The 23,494-nt window shown below is 70.2% G+C and carries 19 protein-coding genes; 11 read left to right on the top strand and 8 right to left on the bottom strand.

Annotated features, from left to right (window positions below; genetic code table 11):
• Positions 1 to 6 precede the first annotated feature (6 nt).
• Positions 7 to 2,481, top strand: coding sequence for a M14 family metallopeptidase (locus tag KBX71_RS03685; protein ID WP_210816518.1), 2,475 nt, complete (start codon positions 7 to 9; stop codon positions 2,479 to 2,481).
• An 81-nt stretch (positions 2,482 to 2,562) separates the two neighbouring features.
• Here KBX71_RS03685 and KBX71_RS03680 read toward each other — a convergent pair whose 3' ends face one another.
• Positions 2,563 to 3,030, bottom strand: coding sequence for a cupin domain-containing protein (locus KBX71_RS03680; protein ID WP_210816517.1), 468 nt, complete (start codon positions 3,028 to 3,030; stop codon positions 2,563 to 2,565).
• Between the two features lie 110 nt (positions 3,031 to 3,140).
• Between KBX71_RS03680 and KBX71_RS03675 the strand changes: the two genes are divergently transcribed.
• A complete protein-coding gene (locus KBX71_RS03675) occupies positions 3,141 to 3,617 on the top strand; it encodes an Rrf2 family transcriptional regulator (protein WP_247682847.1) in 477 nt (158 codons plus the stop codon).
• Between the two features lie 17 nt (positions 3,618 to 3,634).
• On the opposite strand, the gene KBX71_RS03670 is transcribed toward KBX71_RS03675, so the two are convergent.
• Positions 3,635 to 4,708: a LacI family DNA-binding transcriptional regulator gene (locus tag KBX71_RS03670; protein WP_210816516.1), complete on the bottom strand. Its 1,074-nt coding sequence runs from the start codon at positions 4,706 to 4,708 to the stop codon at positions 3,635 to 3,637.
• Positions 4,709 to 5,274: 566 nt separating this feature from the next.
• Here KBX71_RS03670 and KBX71_RS03665 point away from each other — a divergent pair.
• Entirely contained in the window at positions 5,275 to 7,983 is a 2,709-nt protein-coding gene (locus KBX71_RS03665) for an RICIN domain-containing protein (RefSeq protein ID WP_210816515.1), read from the top strand.
• 185 nt (positions 7,984 to 8,168) lie between these two features.
• Here KBX71_RS03665 and KBX71_RS03660 read toward each other — a convergent pair whose 3' ends face one another.
• The 5 genes from KBX71_RS03660 to KBX71_RS03640 form a co-directional block, all read right to left on the bottom strand.
• The gene (locus KBX71_RS03660) at positions 8,169 to 10,298 is read right to left on the bottom strand and encodes a ThuA domain-containing protein (RefSeq protein WP_210816514.1); all 2,130 of its coding nucleotides are present in this window, start codon (positions 10,296 to 10,298) and stop codon (positions 8,169 to 8,171) included.
• Positions 10,299 to 10,487: 189 nt separating this feature from the next.
• Positions 10,488 to 10,841 carry a VOC family protein gene (locus KBX71_RS03655; RefSeq protein ID WP_210816513.1) on the bottom strand — a complete coding sequence of 118 codons (354 nt, stop codon included), beginning with the start codon at positions 10,839 to 10,841 and terminating at the stop codon, positions 10,488 to 10,490.
• Between the two features lie 111 nt (positions 10,842 to 10,952).
• Positions 10,953 to 12,167, bottom strand: coding sequence for an RNA polymerase sigma factor (locus KBX71_RS03650; RefSeq protein ID WP_210816512.1), 1,215 nt, complete (start codon positions 12,165 to 12,167; stop codon positions 10,953 to 10,955).
• Positions 12,167 to 12,553 (bottom strand): YciI family protein, encoded by a 387-nt coding sequence (locus tag KBX71_RS03645; RefSeq protein WP_210816511.1) that lies wholly within the window; start codon positions 12,551 to 12,553, stop codon positions 12,167 to 12,169. The genes KBX71_RS03650 and KBX71_RS03645 overlap by 1 nt, the downstream gene beginning before the upstream one ends.
• Positions 12,554 to 12,711: 158 nt before the next feature.
• Entirely contained in the window at positions 12,712 to 14,694 is a 1,983-nt protein-coding gene (locus tag KBX71_RS03640; RefSeq protein WP_210816510.1) for a translation factor GTPase family protein, read from the bottom strand.
• A 442-nt stretch (positions 14,695 to 15,136) separates the two neighbouring features.
• Here KBX71_RS03640 and KBX71_RS03635 point away from each other — a divergent pair, with 442 nt between their 5' ends.
• From KBX71_RS03635 to KBX71_RS03605, 7 genes are all read left to right on the top strand, one after another.
• On the top strand, positions 15,137 to 16,351 hold the full coding sequence (locus tag KBX71_RS03635) for a cellulose-binding domain-containing protein (RefSeq protein WP_210816509.1): 1,215 nt from the start codon (positions 15,137 to 15,139) through the stop codon (positions 16,349 to 16,351).
• A 197-nt stretch (positions 16,352 to 16,548) separates the two neighbouring features.
• Entirely contained in the window at positions 16,549 to 17,553 is a 1,005-nt protein-coding gene (locus KBX71_RS03630; RefSeq protein WP_210816508.1) for an ABC transporter substrate-binding protein, read from the top strand.
• On the top strand, positions 17,550 to 18,338 hold the full coding sequence (locus KBX71_RS03625; RefSeq protein ID WP_210816507.1) for a trans-aconitate 2-methyltransferase: 789 nt from the start codon (positions 17,550 to 17,552) through the stop codon (positions 18,336 to 18,338). The genes KBX71_RS03630 and KBX71_RS03625 overlap by 4 nt, the downstream gene beginning before the upstream one ends.
• A gap of 110 nt (positions 18,339 to 18,448) precedes the next feature.
• Positions 18,449 to 19,438, top strand: a complete 990-nt coding sequence (locus KBX71_RS03620; protein WP_247682846.1) for an iron ABC transporter permease — start codon at positions 18,449 to 18,451, stop codon at positions 19,436 to 19,438.
• The gene (locus tag KBX71_RS03615; protein WP_210816505.1) at positions 19,435 to 20,286 is read left to right on the top strand and encodes an ABC transporter ATP-binding protein; all 852 of its coding nucleotides are present in this window, start codon (positions 19,435 to 19,437) and stop codon (positions 20,284 to 20,286) included. Before KBX71_RS03620 ends, KBX71_RS03615 begins: the two co-directional genes overlap by 4 nt.
• Before the next feature lie 141 nt (positions 20,287 to 20,427).
• Entirely contained in the window at positions 20,428 to 21,069 is a 642-nt protein-coding gene (locus tag KBX71_RS03610) for a GNAT family N-acetyltransferase (protein WP_210816504.1), read from the top strand.
• Between the two features lie 132 nt (positions 21,070 to 21,201).
• On the top strand, positions 21,202 to 21,348 hold the full coding sequence (locus KBX71_RS03605) for a hypothetical protein (RefSeq protein WP_167493109.1): 147 nt from the start codon (positions 21,202 to 21,204) through the stop codon (positions 21,346 to 21,348).
• Positions 21,349 to 21,436: 88 nt separating this feature from the next.
• Here KBX71_RS03605 and KBX71_RS03600 read toward each other — a convergent pair whose 3' ends face one another.
• Positions 21,437 to 21,982, bottom strand: a complete 546-nt coding sequence (locus KBX71_RS03600) for an ABATE domain-containing protein (protein ID WP_210816503.1) — start codon at positions 21,980 to 21,982, stop codon at positions 21,437 to 21,439.
• 138 nt (positions 21,983 to 22,120) lie between these two features.
• On the opposite strand from KBX71_RS03600, the gene KBX71_RS03595 reads away from it, so the two are divergent.
• A complete protein-coding gene (locus tag KBX71_RS03595; RefSeq protein ID WP_247682845.1) occupies positions 22,121 to 23,347 on the top strand; it encodes a transposase in 1,227 nt (408 codons plus the stop codon).
• Positions 23,348 to 23,494 lie beyond the last annotated feature (147 nt).

Raw genomic sequence — 23,494 nt, 5'->3', positions numbered from 1 at the left:
GGGGGAATGCGGCGATCACAACGGCGCATCGCGCTGCTCGCGCTGTCCACCCTGGTGGGTAGCATCCTCGTGACGACCGGCCCCGCGGGCGCGGATCCCACGGGGCCGTCAGCCGCCGCCAGCCAGTCACAGCCCGAGGATCGTGAGTCGGTACGCCTCGTACACCTCAGGCTGACCGGCGCCGACATGCTCGACCGGGTGGCCGCGGCCGGCTTCGACCTCGAACACGGCCTCCGGCGCGTGCCGAACGGCATCGAGGGCGAGGCGGTGGTGACCGCCGAGCAGGTCACCGAACTCACGGCGATGGGCGTCGAGGTGCTCGACGACGACGCCGGCTTCGCCTGGAGCGACGAGGCCGACGGCGGCATCGGCGCGGCCAGCGCGCGGGCGGCCCAGCCGGCGAACCACGAGGCGACGGTACGCGTCGTGCGCGCCGACTGGTTCACCACAAAGGGGCAGGGCTTCCTCTACGTCGAGGCGCGGACCACCGAAGGGCAGCAAGCGGACCCGATCGTCGGGATGCAGCTGGAGAACGACTCGGGCAGGGGCACGCCGTTCGGCTTCGCCCGGACGATGAGCCGGTTCGTCGACTCCGGGCAGTACATGTTCCACCGGAACCTGTTCAAGCTAGACGTACGCCCGAACAAGATCAGGCTGACGAGTTCCACAGGTGGCGTCGCGACAGGTGTCGTCTCCAACTGGTTGGAGGACGCCCCGCCGCCGCTGACGGCGAACCCGTCCTACAAGTCGGACTTCGTGGACGGCTACCGGCACCCGCAGCAGCTCTACAGCCGCGCCAAGGAGATCGCCCGCCAGTACCCGGACATCGCCGAGATCGTCTACCTGCCGAACCAGACCAACGGGTACCAACGCAAGGCGCAGGCCCAGATCGGCGGTACGGGGCAGGCGGCGGTCGTCGTCACCTCGGCGGCGTGGGGTCACGAGGGCGGCAACGACATCACTGTGGACTTCGTCGGCCGGCCCGACCCGGACCTTCCGTTGGAGGTGGAGGTCAGTGGCAAGGCGGTCCGTGTCCTGCTCGGCACGGACGCCTCCGGCGCGCCGGCGAGTACGGCCGCCGAGGTGGCCGAGGCGTTGCGGACCCGCTCCGCGGGGCTCATCGACCGGTCGCACCCGTACCGCGCCAACGCGGGCACCGGGGTTGTCGCGTCGACGGCTGGGCCGGTCGCGCTGACCGACTTCCTCGACCAGAAGCGTGTCGGCGCGCCGGCGGGGGAGGTGCCGCGAGGGCCGGTGACGATTCCGGTCCTGCGGATCGGCAAGCACCGTGACGGGAAGAAACCCGGTGTCCTCATCCAGGCGCAGGACCACGCCCGGGAGTGGGTGCCGGCGACGACGAGCCTGGAGTCCGCCGAACGTCTGGTGCACAACTACCGGTCCGATCGGGAGACGAGGAAGATCGTCGAGAACACCGACGTCTTCTTCATCCTGTCGAACAACCCCGACGGGGCGAACTACAGCTTCTACAACTTCGCCTCCCAGCGCCGGAACCTGACCAACCACTGCCCGGACGCGAACGCCGATCCGGGTCGACGCAACTCCTGGGGCGTGGACCTGAACCGGAACTACCGGGTCGGGTCGGGGCACGACGGCTACGCGGGCGCGTCGACAAGTTGCGTCAGCGACACCTACCAGGGGCCGGAGGAGCTGTCCGAGCCCGAGTCGAAGAACATCATCTGGCTGGTCGAGAAGTACAAGAACATCAAGTTCATGATGTCGGTGCACTCCAACGGCGGTCAGCTCTTCTGGCAGCCGGGCGCCTACATCGCGGGCGGCCGGATCACCACGCCGCGTCCGCCGCTGGGTGACGAGGCGTTCTACTGGCAGTCCGCGGCCCGGATCCTGTCGCAGGTCAAGGCGCACCGGGAAACCGTCGTCACGCCGGAGAACGTCGGCGGCTCGTCCGACGTCCTCTACTCCTCGGCGGGCAACGTACGCGAGGATCTGTACCACACCTACGGGATCTACGCGTTCGGCTGGGAGGTCGGCGGCTCCGTCTACAACCCGGTCACTGGCGACTGGCAGGGCGGTTCGTTCCAGCCGGAGTGGGACGGGAACCCCGAGCTCGTCAGTGGTCACGCGGAGACGATGGAGTACGCCAACGGGATCATGGAGATGTTCCGGGTCGCGGCGGACTGGGGCAGGGACAACAAGAACCCGACGTCCCAGCTGGTCCCCGGAGCGGGGCGCTACTCCGGGCCCGTCGACGTGCGCTTCGAGACCAGCGAGCCGGCGACCATCTACTACACGACCGACGGCAGCCGGCCCACCCTCGAGTCGCCCCGCTACGCGGCTACCGAGTTCCGCGAGCCGGGGCAGGTGTTCCACGTGACCGAGACGACGACGTTCAACTGGTTCTCGGTCGACAGCGCCGGCAACATCGAGAAGAACTACGACCCGACGAAGAGCGATAGGCGCAACAACTACCGCACCGCGACGATCAGGATCGCCAAGAGGTAGCGCCACTCCGACAGTCGTTGCCCCGTCGGTGCGGACCACCCGCGCCGACGGGGCAACTTCTGCACGAACAGGTCGGGGCGGTCAGCCGTGTCGGCCAGCCCACAACGGGCTCTCCACGTAGTGGTTGTCGAAGCGGTCCTGGGTCTCGCCGACGTCCTGCCAGGTGGCTTCGCCCCGATGCACCTTGTCGAGCAGTCGGTAGTAGTCGAACCGGGGCTTGCCGGGGGTGATCACGACGAGGAAGTCGGCGTTCCGGCCGTCGGCGGGGGCGAAGGCGTGCGGGGTGTTCGCCGGGACGAAGACCACGTCTCCCTGGTGCAGGGTGTGCAGTTCGTCGCCGACGAGCATCTCGAGGGCACCGTCGAGCACGAAGAACAGCTCGCCGGAGCGGGTGTGCAGGTGCGGTGGCGCACCGTCGGTGCCGTGCTTGAGCACTGTGCGGTTGCTGGTCAGGGCGCCGCCGGTGTGCTCAGGGTCGAGGAGCAGCGTGATCACGCTGGCCGGGTCGCTGCCGAGAACCTCGGCCTGGGCTGCGCGTACCAAAGTCATTGTCGGCTCCTTGATCGTTCGTGGATATCTAGACACTAGATATCCAGAATCCGTCGGCGCCAGGGATCATGACCGGTGTCCCAGATTCTGGACAGGTAGAGTCCAGGACCATGCGGATGAGTCAGGGCGTCGAATGGGCCCTCCACACGTGCCTGAACCTGAGCTGGCTGGACGCCCCGGTGCCGACCAGCACCCTCGCCGCGTTCTACGAGCTGCCGCCGGCGTACCTGAACAAGCAGCTCCAGGCCCTGGTCCGGGCCGGGATCCTGACGTCTACCTCGGGGCCGCGCGGCGGCTTCCGACTGGCCCGGGCTCCGGCGGCGATCTCTCTCCTGGACATCGTGGCCGCGATCGAGGGCCCGGAGGAGCTGTTCCAGTGCGACCAGATCCTCAGCAGGGGGCCGGGCGAGCACGCGGGCGTCGACTATCGACACTCCTGCGCGTTCGCCCAAGCCATGCGGGGCGCCGACCTGGCCTGGCGGCGGGAGTTGGCCGGCAAGACCGTCGCCGACGTCCGGGCCGACGTCGAGCGCGGGCACCCCCAAGCGCCAGACAACACCCGGGCCAGGATCGTGGAACTGCGCTAAGGCGTGTTTCAGAAGGTTCAGCGACGGCTCGCTCGGCGGCCACGTTCCGGGATCGGCCGGGGTCGTGGTGGCGCCGTCGAGGCGCGGACGACGAGCTCGACCGGTTGGTCGGCCGCCGGTGGAAGCTCGACGTCCGGCTTTTCGATGACCTGTACCAGCAGCGCGAGGCCCTGCCGCGCGACCTCGTCGAACGGTTGCCGCACGGTGGTGAGCGGGGGAGTGACGTAGGCGGCGACCGGGATGTCGTCGAACCCCACGACGCTGATGTCCTCGGGCACGCGGCGCCCGGCCTCGAGCTGCGCGCGGATGAGACCGATCGCCATGTCGTCGTTCGCGGCGAACACCGCGGTCACGGTGCCGTCGCGGGCCAGTTCCCGGCCCGCCGCGTAGCCGGACGCGGCCGACCAGTCGCCCTCGACGACCGGCGGCTCGTCCGCGCCGTGGGCTCGCAGCGCCTCGCGCCAGCCGGCGAGACGGTCCCGTGCCGAATACCACCGCTGCGGGCCGGCCAGGTGATGGACGGTCGTGTGCCCCAGCTCCAGCAGGTGCTCGGTCGCGGCCCGCGCGAGCCGGCCCGCGCCGACCCTGGCGGTCACCACCTGCGGCGCGGTGAAGGTGGGCGGCGCGCCGAGGACCAGGACCGGCACGTCCACGCTGATGACGCCGACGCCCTCGTCGATCGGCTCGGAGATGACGACGGCGTCCACGCCCTGGTCCAGCAGCGACGCCAGGGCGCTCGCGATGCCGCCCGGGTCACCCTCGATCGTGGTGGCCACCCGCAGCGTGTAGCCCACCTTTTTGACCGCCCGCTCGATGCCCATGAGCCACGACGCCGGCCCGTACAAGGCACTGCCGAGCGTCACCACGCCGATCGACCGGGTCCGCCCGGAGGCCAGCGCCCGGGCCGCCTGGTTGCGCCGGTAGCCGAGCTCCGCGGCGGCGTCCAGGACCCGCCGGCGCACGTCGGCCGAGACATACGGCTCGTCGTTGAGGACCCTGGACACCGTCTTCTGGGAGACGCCGGCCAGCCGCGCGACGTCCACGCTGCGCGGCGTCGGAGGGCTTCCACCCGGCCTCGCCAGTCGCGTCACGGCACCTCCCATCGCCGGCCATAGTCTTGTATGATTGCGCAGTCATGTCTACGCAATCAGACACTCGCCATCAAGAGCCGTGACCCGCCCGTGACGCTGGCGAAGCACGTTCCTTAGCAGCACCCTAACTCCATTTTGGAACGAACGAGTCAGGTCGGGCCGCCCGCCGACTTCACCGAGGACCACAGTGCTGTTCACGCCTTCAGCGTGTCACGCTGCCAGGCGCCGCGCGGAGGCGAATCGATTCGCTACTCGATCGGTGCCCCTTCCGTGGGTCGGCGACACCAAATGCCTGAGAGCGATGTCCTAGCACCCCGGAAGTGGCGTACTCATCGGCGGCCACTCGAAGCCTGCGAGGCGTCAGGAGCAGGAAGTAACCGCCTTGAAACCTTGACTTCACGCTCGATACACCTATTAATACATATATCTATGTATTTGGGCCGCAACCATCCTTCCCGGGTGGTCGGCGACGCCGGCGCATTCGTCGAATCGATTCGAGTCTCGGCCTTGAGGCTGTGCCCTGAACCGGTGTTGCGGAGCTGGCGGATGAGTCACAGGAGGTAACCGTGCATCGTACGAACGTCCGCTGGGGTGGCCGATTGTCGGCGTTGGCCAGAGGGCTGGCCGCGACCGTGGCGCTCGCCCTGCCCCTGACGCTGGGTGGCCTGACCCTGGCGCCCCCCGGGTCGACCCTGGCCGCGCCGGTCGCGACGCAGAGCGTCACGGCCGCCGGACTTGACGGTGTGGCGGCCGGTAACGCCGCGATCACCTCGGTCGACCTGGCCGGGACCTGGAACTTCACGCCCGCGGGTCGGGGGGCGACCACGATCGCGGTACCCGGTGGCGGCTGGTACAAGCAGGGCTTCACCGACGTGAACGAGGCGGTGTACTCGCGCAGCATCACGGTGCCGGACTCGGGGCAGCCGCAGTCGACCTGGATCGAGTTCGGCGCCGTCAACCACCAGGCGACACTGTCGGTCGACGGCCGCGTGGTCGCCACCCAGACGACCGCGTTCACCCCGTCGAACTTCGACATCAGCGCATACGCGGCGCCCGGCACCACCCACACGATCACCGTGAACGTGAAGGGCCGCGGCGCGTTGAAGGCATCCAACGGCCGGTACCTGGTGCCCGACGCCGCCACGTGGTCCGAGGCGATACCGCAGGGGATCTTCGGGTCCGCGTTCCTGCGGGTGTACCCGGCGGTGTACGTCAGCGACACATTCGTGCGTACGTCGGTGGCGAACAAGACGCTGACCTACGACGTGACGGTGCGGAACACGTCGGGCAGTTCCCGGTCGGTGACGTTGACCGGGTCGCTGTCGTCCAACAACGGAACGGCTTTCAGCTACCCGGCACTGCCCAGCCGCACGGTCACCGTGGCGGCCCGCTCGACCGTGACCGTGACCGTCGGGCCGGTCGCGTGGAACCTCGACAGCACCTCGTACTGGTGGCCCAACGTGCCGTACCGGTCGGGGTACCGGGCGCAGCTGCACGGGCTGACGGTGCATGCCGTCACCGACGACGGCCGGACGAGCGACGCCGAGTACCGGTTCGGATTCCGGGAGGCCACCCAGAACGGTGACTACTACTACCTCAACGGCGTGCGCGTGAACTTCCGCGGCGACAACCTCCAGGGTGCCGACTACGACCGGATCAACAACGGCGGCAAGGGCGACGCGTACCACACCCTGCCCGGCTTCCTGCCCCCGTCGTCCGGCAACGGCGGCTGGCCGCAGGCGGTGGACAACTACCAGCGGCTGAACTACAACGTGGTGCGCATCCACCAGGAGCCCGGGAGCCCGTACATGTTGGATGTCGCCGACGAGATGGGCCTGATGATCATCGACGAGGTCGCGATTCGCGGCTCCCAGTCCTCGCAGGAGTGGCAGAACTCCGTCGGGCGCGACAACATGATCAACCACGCCCGTGCGCTGGTCCTGCGCGACCGCAACCACCCCGCGATCATCCGCTGGAGTCAGAACAACGAGCCGAACCAGAGCGGCCAGGATTCCGAACAGTTCGAGAAGGACCTGTACGCGGCGATGAACGGCGCCGACGGCACCCGGCCGATCATTGTCGAGGTGGGCGTCGGCGGGAATGTCAGCCTGTATCCCGGGATGACGTACGCCAACTTCGCGGTGATCCCGCACTACGTCGACGGCTTCGGCAGGTACGGCGAGGGCCTGATCACCGTGAATGGGCGGCCCGACGGCGAGGGCGAGTACATCTGGCCGGCATGCAACAACAAGCAGGGCTTCGAGTGGTTCGCCACGGCAACCCTGGCCAAGCGCGGCAAGGGCGCCACCGACCTGCGCCCGTACACGCTGCTGTCCGCCTGGGCCAGCGTCGTGCCGGGCGTGCGGAGCACCGACTTCACCCCGGAGGAGGGTGGTCACCCCATCTACGGCGTCGACAACCTGCCCGACCCGTGGAGCAACCCGCAGATCCAGCGCGTGCAGGCGGCGTTCAACCCGGTGGCCGCGGTCGACCTCCCGTACTGGTCCGCCTCCGGCAATTCGGACTCGAACGGCAGCTTCCCGCTGGCGCAGGCGGTACCCACCTACGCCCGCAACGCCACGGTGACCCGCAACATCACGGTGTTCAACGACGACTTCACCAACACCTCGGTGAACTTCGCCTGGACCGCCCGGCTCGACAGCCCGACCGGCGCGGTCGTCGCGTCCGGCAGCAGCAACCTGACCATCCCGCTCGGCTCACGGGTCACCCAACCGGTGTCCTTCACCGCCCCCGCCACCGGTAACCGCGTGTACCTGCAGCTGTCTACCACGAAGTCCGGCAGCACCGTCTTCACCGATGCGGTCGAGTACCTCAACCTCGGTGGAAGCGGCGGAACCGGGCCCGCAGCAGGCACCTACCGCATCGTCAACCGCAACAGCGGCAAGCCCCTCGCCATCGCCGGTAACTCCACCGCCGACGGTGCCAAGGCGGTCCAGCAGAGCGGCACCCCCACCTGGACGATCAGCACCACGCAGGACGCCTACACCCTGCGCTACACCGCCTCCGGAAAGATGCTCGACGTCAACGCCGGCAGCACCACGCAGGGCCTGCAACTGCAGCAGTGGTCGGCCAATGGCGGCACCAATCAGATGTGGTACCTGCGGCCCACCGGTAACGGCTACTACACCATCGTCGCCCGCAGCAGCGGACTGGCAGCCGACGTCTACGCCGCATCGACCAGCGACGGGGCGCAGGTCGTGCAGTGGACCGCCAACGGCGGGACCAACCAGCAGTGGCAGTTCGTACCCGCCTGACCAGTAGCAGAGGTGAGTGTCACGTTCGGCCGCCGGTAACGGGCTGCCGATTGTCGCGCCGACTCGGGGGCACGGTTTGTGCCCCCGAGTCGGCCGCGATCCAATCACAGTGCGACACGAGCTACCGATCCGAACAGACACGGGCCCGGTCCGCTCGCTACTTGTACGTGAGCCAGGGCTCGCGCTCAGCTGCCGTGCACCTCCAGCTCCCAGAGTGAGTAGCCGTACGCGGGCAGGGCCCGCTGGGTGCCCTGGACGCGCAGGTAGCGGCCGGTGGCCGAGATGGCGATGTCGTCGACGCCGCCGTCGCCAGTGGTGGTGGTGTGCACGGGCGACCAGGTGACGTTGTCCGGGGAGACCTGGATCTGGTACGCCCGCGCGTACGCCGCCTCCCAGGTCAGCCGTACCCGGTCGAGGGTGCGGGACGCCCCGAGGTCCACCGAGATCCACTGCGGGTCGGCGTACGCGCTGCCCCAGCGGGTGGTGGCGTTGCCGTCCACGGCGTTGCCCGCCACGTGCGCGCTGCCCGGCTCCACGCTCGACGTGGTGACCGGCCGACCACGGGAGAGCAGGCTGCCGCCGGCGGCGGTGCCGTAGACGTTGAGGTCCCACAGCGAGTAGCCCCACTGGGTGGCGCGCTGGGTGCCGTACACCCGCAGGTAGCGGCCGGTGCCGGTGACAGTGAGGTCGTCGACGCCGCCGTCTCCGGTGGTCGTGCTGTGCAGCGTCGACCAGGTCACGTTGTCCGGCGACACCTGGACCTGGTACGCCCGCGCGTGGGCCGTCTCCCAGGCCAGCCGCACCCGGTTTATCGCGTACGTGGCCCCCAGGTCGACGGTGATCCACTGCGGGTCGGCGTACGCGCTGCCCCAGCGGGTGGTCGTGTTGCCGTCCACGGCGTTGGCCGCCGCGTGCGCGCTGCCCGGCTCGACGCTTGACGCCGTAACCGGCCGGCCCTGGGCCAGGTCGGTGGCGGGTGGTTCGCTCGGGCCGTCGGTCTTGATCCGCACGTTGCGGTAGTTGATGTCCATTCCGGCGCCGTCGTTCTGCAACCCGATGTAGCCGTTGGCGATGGCCCGGCTGCTGACGTAATCGTTGATCTTGACGCCGTTGAGCCAGATCTCGACCCGCTGGCCGTGCACCCCGATCTCGTAGGTGTTCCAGGAGCCGGGCGGGTTGAGCGCCGCCGCACGGGCGGCCTGGTTGGGTGCCTGCAAGCTGTAGACGCTGCCGGTGGTGCGTGTCGGGTCGCCGTCGGTGGCGTCGATCTGGATCTCGTGACCGGCGGCGACCGGGCCCCACGGGTCGCCCTGCGGATCGGGGAACCCGATGAAGACCCCGCCGTTGTCGTCGCCCGGCATCATCCAGTCGACCTTGAGCGAGTAGTTGGCGAAGGTGCGCACCGGGTACCAGAGCAACCCCATGCCACCGTTCGACGTGAGGGTGCCGTCGGCCACTGTGAAACCGCCCGGACCCGCCTGCCGCCACTGCCCGAGGCTGGCCTGGGTGCCGTCGAACAGCGGGGTGTAGCCGGGCTCCGGCCGGCAGTCGGCCGCCACCGCCCCGGCCGCCACCTGGATGCCGCCGAGCAGCATCCGGGTGAAGTTCGGGTCGGTGTAGCTCTGCTCGGTGTGGCCGAGTCCGGTGTACCAGGAGCGTCCGCCGCCATAGCTGTGGCACCAGGTGATCGGGTGGTCACCACCCATCGACCCACCGGTGTACGACGACTCGTCGAGGGTGGCCAGCACCTTCACCGCGGAGCGGGGGTTGGCCCGGTAGTTGTACCACTCGTCGGTGCGGGTCCAGGTCGACGGCAGGTGCGCGGTGGAGGCGTTGGAGCGGTCCTCGACGCGTACCGTCGCCTGTTGGGTGGCCGGGTGCGAGGCGAAGTACGCGCCGACCAGTCCGCCGTACCACTGCCAGTCGTACTCGGTGTCGGCGGCGGCGTGCACTCCGACGAAGCCGCCGCCGGCGGCCACGTACGCCTCGAACGCGCCCTGCTGGCCGGCGTCGAGCACGTCACCTGTGGTGCTGAGGAAGATCACCGCCTGGTACTGGGCGAGGTTGGCAGTGGTGAAGGTGGCGGCGTCCTCGGTGGCGGTGACGGTGAAGCCGTTCGCCGCGCCGAGTTGTTGGATGGCGGCGATGCCGTTCGGGATGGAGGAGTGCCGGAAGCCGGCGGTCTTGGAGAAGACCAGGACCTTGCCCAGCGGTGCGGCCTCGGCCGGGGTCGAGGCCACCGTCACCGCCCCGGCGGCGAGGGTGAGTCCGGTGGCGACGGCGGCGGCGAGCGTGCTGATGGCGCGTCTGCGCATGCAGGGCTCCTTGTGAGGAAGTGCCCGGTGTGCCCGCGTCCGCCGAAACGAGGGCGATGTCGAGACGACGCGGAGCGATGCCACCAGGCTGGCTTGACACCAACCGGATGAACATCGATCTACATCGGTGATATGCAGTTAACATCGGCCGTCGGTAAGGGTCAATCCCTCAGGATTGTCCGGATCGCCTCAGGAGCGGTGCGCCGCCACGTTGATGACGTTGCCGTCCGGGTCGCGGACGAAGAACCGTCGCACGCCCCACGGCTCGGTGGTGAGCGGGTGCACGATCTCGTGGCCGAGCCGCTGTGCCTCGGCATAGGCGGCGTCCACGTCGTCCACCTGCACACTGATCACCGAGTCCTCGGGTGCTGTCGCGTCGCCGGAGACGAGCTGCACCGCCACGTCGGGGTCGGACGAGGTGTAGCGGGCCACCCAGCCCAGGCTGAACGCCTCGGTGCTCAAACCAAGAAAGTCGGTGTAGAAGCCCTTCGCGGCGCTGACGTCAGCCACCGGAAGGTTGGGCAGAATGCGGATGACGCGCATGCGCACCTCCAACTCGGACGATCGATACCTCCTGATTATTCCGACGTCAGGCTCTGATCCGCTCGGCGACAGACCAGCGGCGCTCCGGTCCCGCCGGCCGGGCTGGAGCAGTCAGCTGAGCGCGGCCGCCTTGCCCAGCAGCACCGAGCGTTCGCGCTGATTGGCGCAGAGCCGCGCGGCCGACTCCAGTTCGGCGCGCGCCTCCGGAAGCCGGCCGAGGCGGGTCAGCAGCTCACCGCGTACGGTCGGGACGAGGTGCGAGCCGGGGAGGCGATTCGCGGCGATCAGCTCGTCCACGATGGCCAGGGCTGGCGCCGGACCCGAGGCCATGGCGACGGCGACGGCTCGGTTGAGGTCGACCACCGGCGAGGGCGCGACCCGGCCGAGCGCCTCGTAGAGCATGACGATCCGGGCCCAGTCGGTCTCCTCGGCCGAGGGTGCCGACGCGTGCGTGGCCGCGATCGCTGCCTGCAGGCCGTACGGGCCGAGGCCGCGCCGCGATGCCCTGGCCAGCGCGGCCAGTCCACGGCGGATCGCCGGCAGGTCCCACAACCGACGGTCCTGGTCCGTGAGGAGGATCGGCGTGCCGTCCGGGGCGGTCCGGGCCGGGAAGCGCGCGGCCGTCAGCTCGCACAGGGCGAGCAGGCCGTGCACCTCCGGCTCGTCCGGCTGTAGCGCGGCCAGTGTGCGGGCCAGCCGGATCGCCTCGTACGCGACGTCGGGGCGCAGCAGTCGGTCGCCCGACGTGGCCGTCGACCCCTCCGCGAAGATCACGTAGAGGACACTGAGCACGCCGCCCAGCCGCTTCCGGCGCTCGCCGGGCAGAGGCAGCTCGAACGGCACCCCGGCCGCCGCGATCGTCTTCTTGCCCCGGGTGATGCGGGCCTGCACGGTCGGCACCGGCACCAGGAACGCGCGGGCGATCTCCTCGCTGGACAGGCCGCCGACCACGCGCAGGGTCAGCGCCACCCGCGCCTCGGGGGAGAGCACCGGGTGGCAGCTGACGAACATCAGCGCCAGGACGTCGTCGTCGATCCGGTCAGTGTCGATCTCCTGGTCGCGTGCGGGATCGGCCGCCAACAGGGCGTATCGGTCCTGGAGGGCGGCCCGACGGCGGATCGTGTCGATCGCCCGCCGTCGGGCCGTGGCCATCAGCCAGCCGGCCGGATTGGCCGGAGGCGCACGCCGCCAGGACACCAGCGCCTCGGCCACCGCCTCCTGGGCGGCGTCCTCGGCCAGCCCGAAGTCGCCGGTGAACCGGGTCAGCGCGGCGACGATCCGCGCCGACTCGATCCGCCAGACGGCCTCAAGATCGGCCGTACCCATCAGATCTGGCCGTTGCTCTCGCCGCCCTGCGGGACCTCGTCGGCCTCGGCCACCCGCCGGACCTCGATCTTGGACCCCCGGACCGCCGGGACCCGCTTGGCCCACTCGACCGCCTCCTGTTTCGTGGCGACGTCGAGCAGGAAGTAGCCCCCGAACAACTCCCTGGTCTCGCCGTACGGCCCGTCCGTGACCACCGGTGCCTCGCCGGCGAAGTCGACCACCACGCCCTGACGTGGATCGTCCAGCCCTTCGGCCGCGACGAGAACGTCGGCCTTCATCATGTCCTCGATGAACTGGCGGGTGGTGGCCATCATCTCGTCGAGGTTGGCCATCATGGCGGCGTTCGTCTCATCGCTGCCCCGCATGATCAACAGGTACTTCGACATCGTGTTCTCCTCGTCCGACAGGCCGCCTCTCGACCCTTGCACGCACTCGTCGAATGGGCGGCCCGCGAAATCGACATCGCCCGAAAATTCTCTTCCTGCGACGCAGCCGATTCCCCGAGCCGCGTCCTCACCGTCACACCGCTTCAGACGGCGAAGCTTCACGATCGGGTTCTCGGCTGGGCGAGGAATCGCAGATACTCCGTCCGGTCGAACGGGTCACCGTCGGTGCGGGGCCGACACGGCGGGTCACCGGACATCGGGCGGTCGCCGCCGGGTACCGAGGACCAGAGCCCTTCCCCGCTGGACACGTCCAATAGCCGCCGCTGCGCCTCCGGCTCGAACCGCACCGGCAGCAGCCCGCCGATCCGCCATCCAGCCGCGACGTGGTCGGTGCCGTCGATGCGGGCACCGAGCCGGACCAGGTACGAGGTGACCGCGCCGAGCCGGTCGGCCGGAACCTCGGCCTCGAACCGGCGGCACGGCTCGAATACCCGTGTGCCGGCCTGGGCGAGGGCCTGCATGAGGACGTACGGGGCCAGGTCCCGGAAATGTCCGGCCGTGGTGATCGGTGACCAGTAGCCGCTGTGGGTGAGGGTGATCCGGATGTCGGTGACCGGCCAACCGTGACGTCCCTGGTCGAGTGCGGCCCGGGTGGCGTCCTCGATGGCCTTGTGGAACGACAGCGGCAGGGAGCCGAGTTCGACTTCCAGTCGGTAGTCCACCCCGGTGCCGGGCTCGACCCGGAAGCCGACCGTGCCGTAGAAGCCCTGCCCGATGATCTCCACCGCCGTGCCGACGCCGGTCGGCCGCTCGATGTGCATGAGCCGACCCGGCCCACACTCCGTCTCGATCCCGTATGCCTCGGCCAGCGTGGCGGTCAGCACCTCGCGCTGCACCTCGCCGTAGAGCAGCACGCTCGTGTCGCCGTCCGGGGTCACCCGGGCCTGGAGGAACGAGTCGGCGTCCGCGATGTCCAGCAGCGCGGCGTGCAGTGCCAGCACCCGCGCCGGGTCGCGGGGTCGAACCACCACCTCCAGGGTCGGCGCCGGAAAGTGCGCCCGACCGTCGAGGCCGACCGGGCTGCCGAGTTGGTCGCCGAGCCGTACTCCGGTCAGGCCGGCGAGGCGCGCGATGTACCCGGCGGTCAGCACGTTCGTCTCGTGCTCCCGCCCGGTCGGCTCGGCCTGGTCGGGGGTCGCGTCGACCACGTCGAGCCGGGTGATCCGGGCGCGGGTCGCGGTGATCCGGCCGTCCGGCTCCCGGCGGTACGCGATGACCCGCTGCCGTGCCCGCAACTGCCCGCCGTAGGAACGCAGGTACGCCACCCGTCCCCCGGCGGCGTCGCGTTCGACGGCGAAGACCCGTGCCCGCGGCTCGGGCTCCGCAGGCGGGGACGCGGGCAGCAGGGCCGCGATGCTGTCCAGCAGCTCGGGTATGCCGGCTCCGGACAGCGCCGAACCGAACAGCAGCGGGTGGACCTGGCCGGCGGCGGCCTGTACCCGTAGCGCCCTGTCGAACTGGTCCGGGTCGGACGGCAGGTCGTCCACCAGGGCGACCAGCAACTCGTCGTCGTGTTCGGCGAGGGTCTCGGCGAGCCGGTGGGCGTTTTCGCCGTCGTCGCGCGGGTCGTAGAGCCGGAAGGTGGCCCCGGGTGTACCGGGTGCGCGAACCGTCCCCAGCGGGAAGACGGCCGGGGTCAGGAGCCGGCGCACGTCCGCGACCAGGTCCTCGGTGCGGGCGCCCACCCGGTCGATCTTGTTCACGAAGATCAGCGTGGGTAGCCGGAGCGACCGGAGAATTCGCATGATCCGCCGACTGTGCGGCTGGACTCCCTCGACGGCCGACAGCACCAGGATCGCCGCGTCGAGGACCCCGAGCGCGCGTTCGACCTCCGCCACGAAGTCGCCGTGCCCCGGGGTGTCGAGCAGGTTGACCTGGCGATCACGGATGCCGAACGCGGCGACCGCGCTACGGATGGTGATGCCCCGGCGGCGCTCGATCTCGCCGGTGTCGGTCTGGGTGGTGCCCGCGTCGACGCTGCCGAGTTGGTCGATGACGCCTGTGGCGTGCAGCAGGCGCTCGGTCAGGCTGGTTTTACCGGCGTCGACGTGGGCGAGAATGCCAAGATTGACGGTCTGCATAGGCTGACGGGTCCTCGAAAGCTCGCGTCCGGATGGGCGGGAAGGTTTCGAGTCCTCGCATCGCTGTGCTCCCGTCGTTCGGTTCCGTCGTGGCACCAGGTCCCTGGTGGCCCGGGTCCGTCGTCGGGTCAGGCTGACACAGCGGGGACCTGCCCTGCCATCGAATTAGCGCTCCCTCGGTCGTCACCTGCTCGCATCCGACGCGCCGACGCTTGATTAGATCGTCGTGCATCAATAGATTGAGGGTGGGCGCCGCCGGGGTCCGGGGGACCGGGCCGTCGGCGACTGACAGGTCCACCCCGAGCCGGGCATTTCGGTCGTACGCGCGACCTTTCGCTGTGGCGCACCGCCGCGCCGCATCCAGGGCACGTTGCCGCACCGCGTCCGTCCAGGACGCGCCGCCGCACCGCCTCCGCTCAGCTCGATGGCAGAAGGACCCTTCATGACGATTTTCCGTGCCCGCCCCGCCGCGACCCTGCTGGTCGTCGCCGCGCTGGCCACCGCCGCGACCACCACCGGAGCGGCAGTGCTCACCGGCCCGGCCGCAGCCGCCCAGGGTTGCCGGGTCGACTACACGCCGAACCAGTGGCCCGGCGGATTCACCGCCACCGTCAAGGTCTCCCCGGGGGACACCGCCGTCTCCAGTTGGACCGTCACCTGGACGTACGCCGGGGACCAGCGTGTCACCAGCGGCTGGAACGCCACCGTCAGCCAGTCCGGATCGACGGTGACCGCCCGCAACGCGTCGTACAACGGCAGCATCCCGGCCGGCGGCTCCACCGAGTTCGGGTTGCAGGGCACGTACGCCTCCAGTGCTGGCGCGCCGACCGGGTTCAGCCTGAACGGCGTCCCGTGCAACGGCGCCACCCCGCCGCCGACGACCCCACCGCCGACCACCCCGCCGCCGACCGACCCTCCGCCGACGACGCCTCCGCCGACCGACCCGCCGCCCACCACCGAGCCGCCGACCGGGTGTGCCGGCGCGGTGCTCTGCGACGGCTTCGAGGGTCAGAGCGGTTCGACGCCGTCCGGCGACTGGACCGTGGTGAGCCCGGACTGTTCCGGCGCCGGTACCGCCACCATCGACACGGCGACCACGCACAGCGGCAGCCGGTCGGTCCGGATCAACGGTGCCGCCGGGTACTGCAACCACGTCTTCATCAGGTCCACCAAGAACCTCAGTGGTGTGGGCAACGTCCGCTACGGCCGGATCTGGGTCCGGCACACCACCGCCCAGCCCACCGAACACACCACGATGATGGCGATGGCCGACGCCGCCGACAGCAACAAGGACCTGCGGTTGGGTGGCCAGAACGGCGCGTTGCAGTGGAACCGCGCCTCCGACGACGCGACCCTGCCCGAGCAGAGCCCGGCCGGGGTGGCGCAGAGCCTGCCGTTACCCACCAACCGGTGGACCTGCGTCGAGTTCATGGTGGACGGTGCGGCCGGTCAGCTGCGTACCTGGGTGGACGGCGCCGCCATTCCCGGGCTGACCGCTGACGGCTCGCCGACGCACGACATCGACGGCCAGTGGTACAACCGCACCTGGCGGCCGCAGCTCACCGACCTGAAGCTGGGCTGGGAGAGCTACGGCGGCGGAGCCGACACCCTCTGGTACGACGACGTCGCGGTGGGGTCCAGCCGGATCGGCTGCTGACCCGTCGAGCCGTCAGCGGTGCGTCGTCCGGCCGGTGGATGAGTCAAGGGTGTGACCCGGAAGCTGGGTCACACCCTTGACTGCGTCGGGTCGACCTGACCGGGCTGTGGCCGGAGCGCCCGGCATGGTCCGCGCTGGTTGACGCACCGCACCCCCGCCTGCCGGGCCGCTGAGGCGCTGTTGATATGTTCCCGCTTATGAAAACCGTTTTCGTTAAGGCTGGCCTGTGTCTGGTGCTGGCCGCCGCCGGATGCTCCGACGGTGGAGCCGCCACACCGGCCGCGCAGGGCCACCTCGCCGCCCCGGTCCACCTGACCAACTGCGGACTGCCCGTCGACATCAGCGCGCCACCCCAGCGGGCGATCGCGCTGGAACAGAACGCCACCGAGATCATGCTCAGCCTCGGTCTCGCCGACCGGATGGTCGGCACCAGCTACCAGACCGACCCGGTGCTGCCCGAGCTGCGCCCGGCGTACGAGAAGGTGCCGGTGCTGGCCAAGCTCTACCCGTCGCGGGAGGCGGTCCGGGCCGCGAACCCGGACTTCGTCTACTCGACCTACACCTCCGCGTACGCTCCGGACGCCGCAGGCCCGCGCGCTGACCTGGCCACGCTCGGCGTACCGGCGTACCTGTCCGAGTTCGCCTGCGAGAAGCCGGCGGACACCACCCAGACGGTCACCTTCGACGGGATCTTCGATGAGATCCGCGACATCGCCGGTGTCTTCGGCGTCCCGGAGCGGGCCGACAAGCTGATCCACGACCAGCAGGGTCGGTTGGACGCCGCGCGGGGTTCGGTACCGACGGCCACGCCGAGCGCCGACCCGTCACTCCTCTGGTACTACTCGGGAACGCACACCCCGTACGTGGCCGGGCACGGTGGGGTTCCGGACGCGATCAGCTCGCTGCTGGGCGTCCGCAACGCGTTCACCGACGCCAGCCAGAAGTGGCCCGCCGGCAACTGGGAGGAGATCGCCAAGCGCAATCCGGACGTCATCGTGTTGGCCGATCTGACCAGGGGCGGCGACGGCGACAGCGCCCAGTCGAAGATCGACTTCCTGCGCCGCAACCCGGTGACGTCGAAGTTGGACGCGGTGGTCGCCGGACGGTTCGTCACCGTGCCCGGCTCGTCGATGGATCCGTCGATCCGCAGCGTCCAGGCGGCGGAACTGGTCGGCGCCAACCTGCACGGGACCGCACGATGACCCCGCCGGCCGGCACCTCGGTCGCGGCACTGGATCAGTCGGCCGCCCGGCGCCTGCTCGAACTGTGGAACGACCAGCAGTCCGCGTACGTGGCCCACCGCGACCTGCGGTTCGACGCGATGGCCGACGTGCTGCGGCTGCACTGTCCGGACGACCCGACCATCCTGGATCTGGCCTGCGGTCCCGGTGCGATCAGCGACCGGATGCTTGCCGAGTTCCCACGTGCCACCGCCGTCGCGGTCGACTACGACCCGATCCTGCTACAGGTCGCGCGGCGTGCCCTGGACCGCTACACCGCACGGGTCGAGGTGCACGACGTCGACCTGGTGGCCGACGGTTGGGAGGACGCGCTGGCCGGACGGCGAGTCGACGCCGTGCTCACCTCGACGGCACTGCACTGGCTCGCGCCGGAGCAACTACTGCGGGTCTACACCACCGCGGCGCGGCTGCTGCCCGCCGGTGGTGTGCTGCTCAACGCCGACCACCTCCGCTACGACGAGTCGGCGCCCACCCTGCGCGACATCGCCGGTCGGCACGACGCGCAGGTGCAGCAGGAGACATTCGCCGCCGGAGCGCTCACCTATTCCGGCTGGTACGCCGAGGCGGCCCGACACCCAGAACTGGCCGGGTTGGCCGCCCAGCGGGTACAGCGGTTCGCCGACCGACCGCCGCAGGCCCCGGCCTCACTGGAATTCCACCTGGCGGCCCTTCGCACGGCCGGCTTCGCCGAGGTCGGCACGGTCTGGCAGTACCTCGACGACTACGTGGTGTTCGCCCGCCGATGAACCTGCGAGCCGCACGATCCCTCGCCTCGGCGGGCGGTCCGCCCGCGCCGACGGGACGGGAGTCACCACCCGCTACCGGCATTCCGAGAACCGGTCGGTACCTCCTGCCGTTGACCCTGCTCCTGCTGCTGGTCACCATTGCGGCGGCGGTCAGCGTGGGCTCGGCCGATCTACCGGTCGACAGCGTCCTGCGCGCGGTGGCCAGCCACGTGGGCCTGCCGGTCCACCCGCTACCGGCCCTGCCGGACAGCATCGTGTGGGATCTCCGGCTGCCCCGGGTGCTGTTGGCCGGGTTGGTCGGCGCCGGTCTGGCGGTGTGCGGGGCGGTGCTCCAGGCGCTCACGCGTAACCCGCTGGCCGACCCGTTCCTGCTCGGTGTCTCGTCCGGCGCCTCCACCGGCGCGGTGGCGGTGCTGGTACTCGGAGTCCAGATCGGCGCCGGCCCGGTCGACCTGACCACCGGCGCGTTCGTCGGCAGCATGGCGGCGTTCGGCGCGGTGCTGCTGCTGGCCGGCCGGCGGGCCGGCGAGCCGACCCGGATCGTTCTCGCCGGGGTGGCCGTCTCGCAGCTCTTCAGCGCGGTGACCAGCCTGATCGTGATCTCCGACGCGCACACCCAGGACACCCGCAGCGTGACGTTCTGGCTGCTCGGCTCGCTGACGGCGGCCTCCTGGCCGTCGGTGGCGCTCAGCGCCGTGGTTGTCGGCGTCGGCCTGCTGGTCTGCTGGGCCAGTGCGACGGCGCTTGACGCGTTCGCGTTCGGCACCGATACGGCTCGCTCGCTCGGCTTCTCTCCCGGGCGTACCCGGCTGCTGCTGTTCAGCGTCACCGCCCTGGTGGCGGCCGCACTGGTCGCGGCGAGCGGCGCCATCGGTTTCGTCGGGTTGACCGTGCCACACGCCGTTCGGTTCCTTTTCGGCTCCCGGCATCGGACGTTGCTGCCCACCTGCGCGGTGATCGGGGCGATCTTCCTGATCTGGGCGGACACGGTGGCGAGGACCGTCTTCGCGCCACAGGAACTGCCGGTGGGTGTGCTCACCGCGCTGCTCGGGGTGCCGGTGTTCGCGCTGGTCATGCGACGCCGGACCGGCACGCCATGATCGGGCCGGAAGCCGCCGGTCGGGGCGGGGGAGGCAGCGGTCGGGCGACAGACGATCCGTACCCGGCGCGGCTGCTCGCGGACGGCGTCGGGTGGGGCGTGGCCGGCGTACGGATCCTGGCCGGGGTGGCGCTCACCGCCGAACCGGGCGTCACGGTCGGGCTGCTCGGGCCGAACGGCTCCGGCAAGTCGAGCCTGCTGCGGCTGCTGGCAGGACTGGCCCGTCCCGATTCCGGGCGGGTGCTGCTCGACGATGTCGCGTTGGGCGCGATACCCCGGCGGGCGCTGGCTCGGCGGATCGCGGTGGTCACCCAACAGGTGGCCACCGATGTGGAGATGTCCGCACTGGAGGTGGTTCTGCTGGGCCGGACCCCGTACCGGCCACGCCTCGCCGGGGTCGGCGCCGCCGATCTGGACCTGGCGCGGCGCGCCCTCGCCGAGGCCGGCCTGGCCGGCTTCGAGCAGCGGCGCTGGTCCAGCCTCTCCGGCGGTGAGCGGCAGCGGGTGGACCTGGCCCGCGCTCTGGTGCAGGAACCGGACCTGCTGCTGCTCGACGAGCCGACCAACCATCTGGACATCCGGCATCAACTGGAGTTGCTGCGGTTTCTCGCCGAGTCGGCCAGCACGGTCGTGGTGACCCTGCACGACCTCAATCTGGCCGCCCAGTACTGCGACCGCTTGGTGCTTCTGTGCGGCGGCCGGGTGGTCGCGGCGGGCACGCCCGTCGAGGTTCTCACCACGAGCCGGATCGAGCAGGTCTACCAGGTGCGTACGGACGTCGACATCGCCGCCGACGGCCGACCGCGGATCTGGTACCGCAGCCACGCGATTCAGGCGCCGACGGGCTGACGAAGCGCGGGCTGGGACACCGGGGCGCCCAGCGCCGTACCGCACGCGGGAGGATGTCCGAACACTGTTTGGTCCGCGCGGCGGCAAGGGGGCGCGTCCCTCTCGGCAGCCGTGCGGTCGGGGACCGAGGAGAGGGCGACAATGGACCGCACGTTGGCCGACATCCTGGACGCGGCGGCGCACGGGCGCTTCCCGCCGCCGGACGGCGGGACCACGGTGGTTCCGCAGCCCAGCCGCCGTGACGCCGGGGTCATCGCCTTCACGGGGCACTCGGTGGTGTTCACCGACGAGGACCCCCAGTGGGTACGTCGCACGCTGGCCACTGTCGACTGCGACCCCCTGGCGGCCACGATGAATCCGCGTTTCCTGGGCGCGCTGCTCGACCGCACCCGGCGCGCCATGGACACGATCGACCTGCTGACCGTGGCGAGCAGCCTTGCCGGGCCTCCGCCAGTGCAACTGGGTGAGCTTGCCGACGCCGATCATCCCCGCGAGGTCAGGGCACGTCGACGCCGTGACGACGTCCGCGTCTGGGCCGCCGAGGGCGGGGTGGTCGTACTCGGGCGAGGGGTGGCCGGCCGTTGGGAGGCGGCGATCGAGGTCGACGACGAGCGTCGCCACCGGGGCCTGGGACGGGCGCTGGCGACGGCCGCCCGACATCTGGTGCCCGACGGCCAGCCGGTCTGGTCCCAGCAGGCCGCCGGCAATGCGCGCAGCGTGCGCGCTTTCCAGGCGGCGGGCTTTCGACCGGTGGGCGCGGAAGCGGTTCTCCTTCAGACCTAGGCACCGCACCGGGCGAGCCGCACGTACCACTGTGGGCCGAACCGTGATCAGCAGGAGGTTTCCGAGATCACGCCTGGGGGCATCTCGGCGGATGAAGTCACCCGCTCGCTACCCCTGATCGAGGAGAGCACCATGTCGGTCCAGGCATTTCTCTACGTCGTCGCCGTCATCCTGATCGTGCTCGCTGCCCTGCCGCTGCCCACGAGGGGTGTCTCGCTCGCGCTTCTGGGTGCCGCCTGCGCCCTGCTCGCCTACGCCTGGCCGGTGATCACCGCCTGACGTCTCCGTACGTCGTCGTTGGTCCGGCCGGGGGCCGGCAGCCTGAGCACGCCCGGGCCGCCGGCCACCGGCCGTGAGTCTGTCGCCTTCAAGGGGCGGGGGTTCGCTGTCGCCGGCGGTACGCGGCGGCCTTGGCGCGGTCTCCACAGCCGCGCATGCCGCACCAGCGCCGCCGTGCGCCGCGCGACCGGTCGACGAATGCTCGGGTGCAGTGCTCGTCGGCGCACCAGCGGAGGGCCAGACGGTCGTCGCTGGCGTGCAACTCCAGGCAGTCGCGGGCGAGGACCGTCAGGATGGCGTCCAGGTCGCCGCAGCGGTGCACTCCGTCGACGTCAAGGCGCAGCGTAGGTAGCGGCCCCGCTGCTGCCCCATTGACCAGCTCGCGGTCTGACGTGGCCGCCTCGGCGCCGTTGATCAGGGCTTGGACCAGGCGGAACATCGCCTCTCGGAGCGCCTTGGCGTGCCTCAGGCCGGCGTCGTCCACAGCGGGCGTTCGCTCGACGATGCCGGCTTGGACGGCCCAGTCCGCCACATCTCTCGGCGCGATCAGCTGCTCGACGTCAGCGTGGCCGCGCTCGGCGAGCGTGGGAAGGAAGTCCAGTACCGGCCGATCGGCGATGAACTCGAACGTCACGTCACCATCTTGACCGGTGACGCGACGCGGTGCAAGAGTGAAGCGATGTCATCACCGGTCAAGCAGGTGACGGATTGAAAGCCCGCGCGGAGGCTCGCCAAGGCCCGAGCGTGCCCCGGAATGTCTCCCGGATCGGCCATGAGCCAATGGCAGACTGTGGTCGTGCTGCTTCGGTTCAACTTCCGCGTCTATCCGACGTCTGGCCAGCAGCAGGCGTTGGCGCGGGCGTTCGGGTGTGCGCGGGTGGTGTTCAATGATGGGCTGCGCGTACGTCAGCAGGCGCGGGAGGCTGGCCTGGCGTATGTGACGGACGCGGAACTGTCCCGACGGGTCACGGCGGCGAAACTCACTCCGGAGCGTGCGTGGCTGGGTGAGGTGTCGTCGGTGGTGTTGCAGCAGGCCCTCGCGGACCTGAATACGGCGTACCGCAACTTCTTCGCCTCAATTTCCGGCAAGCGTAAGGGCCGCACGGTGGCTGCGCCTCGGTTCCGGTCGCGGAAGGACAACCGGCAGGCCATCCGGTTCACGGCCAACGCCCGGTTCAAGGTGCTGGACAACGGACGGCTCAGGCTGCCGAAGATCGGCGACGTGCAGGTGCGCTGGTCGCGGACGCTGCCCGCTGTACCGACGTCGGTGACGGTGATCCGGGACGCGGCGGGTCGGTACTTCGCGTCGTTTGTCGTGCAGAGCACCGACGAGCCGCTGCCGTCGGCCGCGTCCGAGGTGGGTATCGACCTGGGCCTGACGCACTTCGCGGTCATGTCCGACGGTACGAAGGTGACCGCGCCGAAGTTCCTGCGTCGCGCGGCACGCAAGCTGAAGCGGTTGCAGCAGGACCTGTCCCGCAAGACCAAGGGCAGCAACCGCCGTAAGAAGGCCGTGGTGAAGGTTGCCCGCGCCCATGCGCGGGTGGCCGACACCCGGCGGGACTGGCAGCACAAGCTGTCCACGGCGATCATCCGCGACAACCAAGCGGTGTACGTCGAGGACCTGTGCGTGAGCGGGCTTGGCCGCACGCGGCTGGCGAAGTCGGTGCACGACGCCGGGTGGACACAGTTCACGACCATGCTGGAATACAAGGCTGCCCGGTACGGGCGCATCTTCGCTCGGGTGGACAGGTTCTTCCCGTCCACCCGGATGTGCTCGGACTGCGGCCGGATCACCGACAAGATGACGCTGAACGTTCGTACGTGGATCTGCCCGTGTGGCAGTCACCACGACCGGGACGTGAACGCCGCCAAGAACATCAGGGCCGCCGGACGGGCGGACCTCAACGACCGTCGAGCGCAGATAAGACCAGCATCCGTGCCGGCACCGCGCAGCGAAGCGGTAACCCACCGGAAGCTAGCCCCTTCAGGGGTATAGCAGACCGGAATCTTCGCCTCTCAGGGCGGAGAGGACGTCAATACTACAACAGCGACCACCAGGCGGGCTCGGTCTCCGACTTCACCGACTCACCGGACGACTACGGTACGACCCAGCCGACCTGCTACGACTTCACGGGCGCGGGCA

Source organism: Micromonospora sp. D93, assembly GCF_018070365.1.
Taxonomy (GTDB): Bacteria; Actinomycetota; Actinomycetes; order Mycobacteriales; family Micromonosporaceae; genus Micromonospora; species Micromonospora ureilytica.
Note: the sequence above shows the minus strand (reverse complement) of the source record. Positions and strands in the feature narration are given on the sequence as shown.

Bases quoted from the DNA above. Each gene is read 5' to 3' on its own strand.
- KBX71_RS03625 (WP_210816507.1), top strand. From the start codon at position 17,550: ATGACCCCGCCGGCCGGCACCTCGGTCGCGGCACTGGATCAGTCGGCC.
- KBX71_RS03680 (WP_210816517.1), bottom strand. From the start codon at position 3,030: ATGACTTTGGTACGCGCAGCCCAGGCCGAGGTTCTCGGCAGCGACCCG.
- KBX71_RS03685 (WP_210816518.1), top strand. From the start codon at position 7: ATGCGGCGATCACAACGGCGCATCGCGCTGCTCGCGCTGTCCACCCTG.
- KBX71_RS03650 (WP_210816512.1), bottom strand. From the start codon at position 12,167: ATGGGTACGGCCGATCTTGAGGCCGTCTGGCGGATCGAGTCGGCGCGG.
- KBX71_RS03635 (WP_210816509.1), top strand. From the start codon at position 15,137: ATGACGATTTTCCGTGCCCGCCCCGCCGCGACCCTGCTGGTCGTCGCC.
- KBX71_RS03645 (WP_210816511.1), bottom strand. From the start codon at position 12,553: ATGTCGAAGTACCTGTTGATCATGCGGGGCAGCGATGAGACGAACGCC.
- KBX71_RS03615 (WP_210816505.1), top strand. From the start codon at position 19,435: ATGATCGGGCCGGAAGCCGCCGGTCGGGGCGGGGGAGGCAGCGGTCGG.
- KBX71_RS03640 (WP_210816510.1), bottom strand. From the start codon at position 14,694: ATGCAGACCGTCAATCTTGGCATTCTCGCCCACGTCGACGCCGGTAAA.
- KBX71_RS03660 (WP_210816514.1), bottom strand. From the start codon at position 10,298: ATGCGCAGACGCGCCATCAGCACGCTCGCCGCCGCCGTCGCCACCGGA.
- KBX71_RS03675 (WP_247682847.1), top strand. From the start codon at position 3,141: ATGCGGATGAGTCAGGGCGTCGAATGGGCCCTCCACACGTGCCTGAAC.
- KBX71_RS03605 (WP_167493109.1), top strand. From the start codon at position 21,202: ATGTCGGTCCAGGCATTTCTCTACGTCGTCGCCGTCATCCTGATCGTG.
- KBX71_RS03630 (WP_210816508.1), top strand. From the start codon at position 16,549: ATGAAAACCGTTTTCGTTAAGGCTGGCCTGTGTCTGGTGCTGGCCGCC.
- KBX71_RS03610 (WP_210816504.1), top strand. From the start codon at position 20,428: ATGGACCGCACGTTGGCCGACATCCTGGACGCGGCGGCGCACGGGCGC.
- KBX71_RS03655 (WP_210816513.1), bottom strand. From the start codon at position 10,841: ATGCGCGTCATCCGCATTCTGCCCAACCTTCCGGTGGCTGACGTCAGC.
- KBX71_RS03595 (WP_247682845.1), top strand. From the start codon at position 22,121: ATGAGCCAATGGCAGACTGTGGTCGTGCTGCTTCGGTTCAACTTCCGC.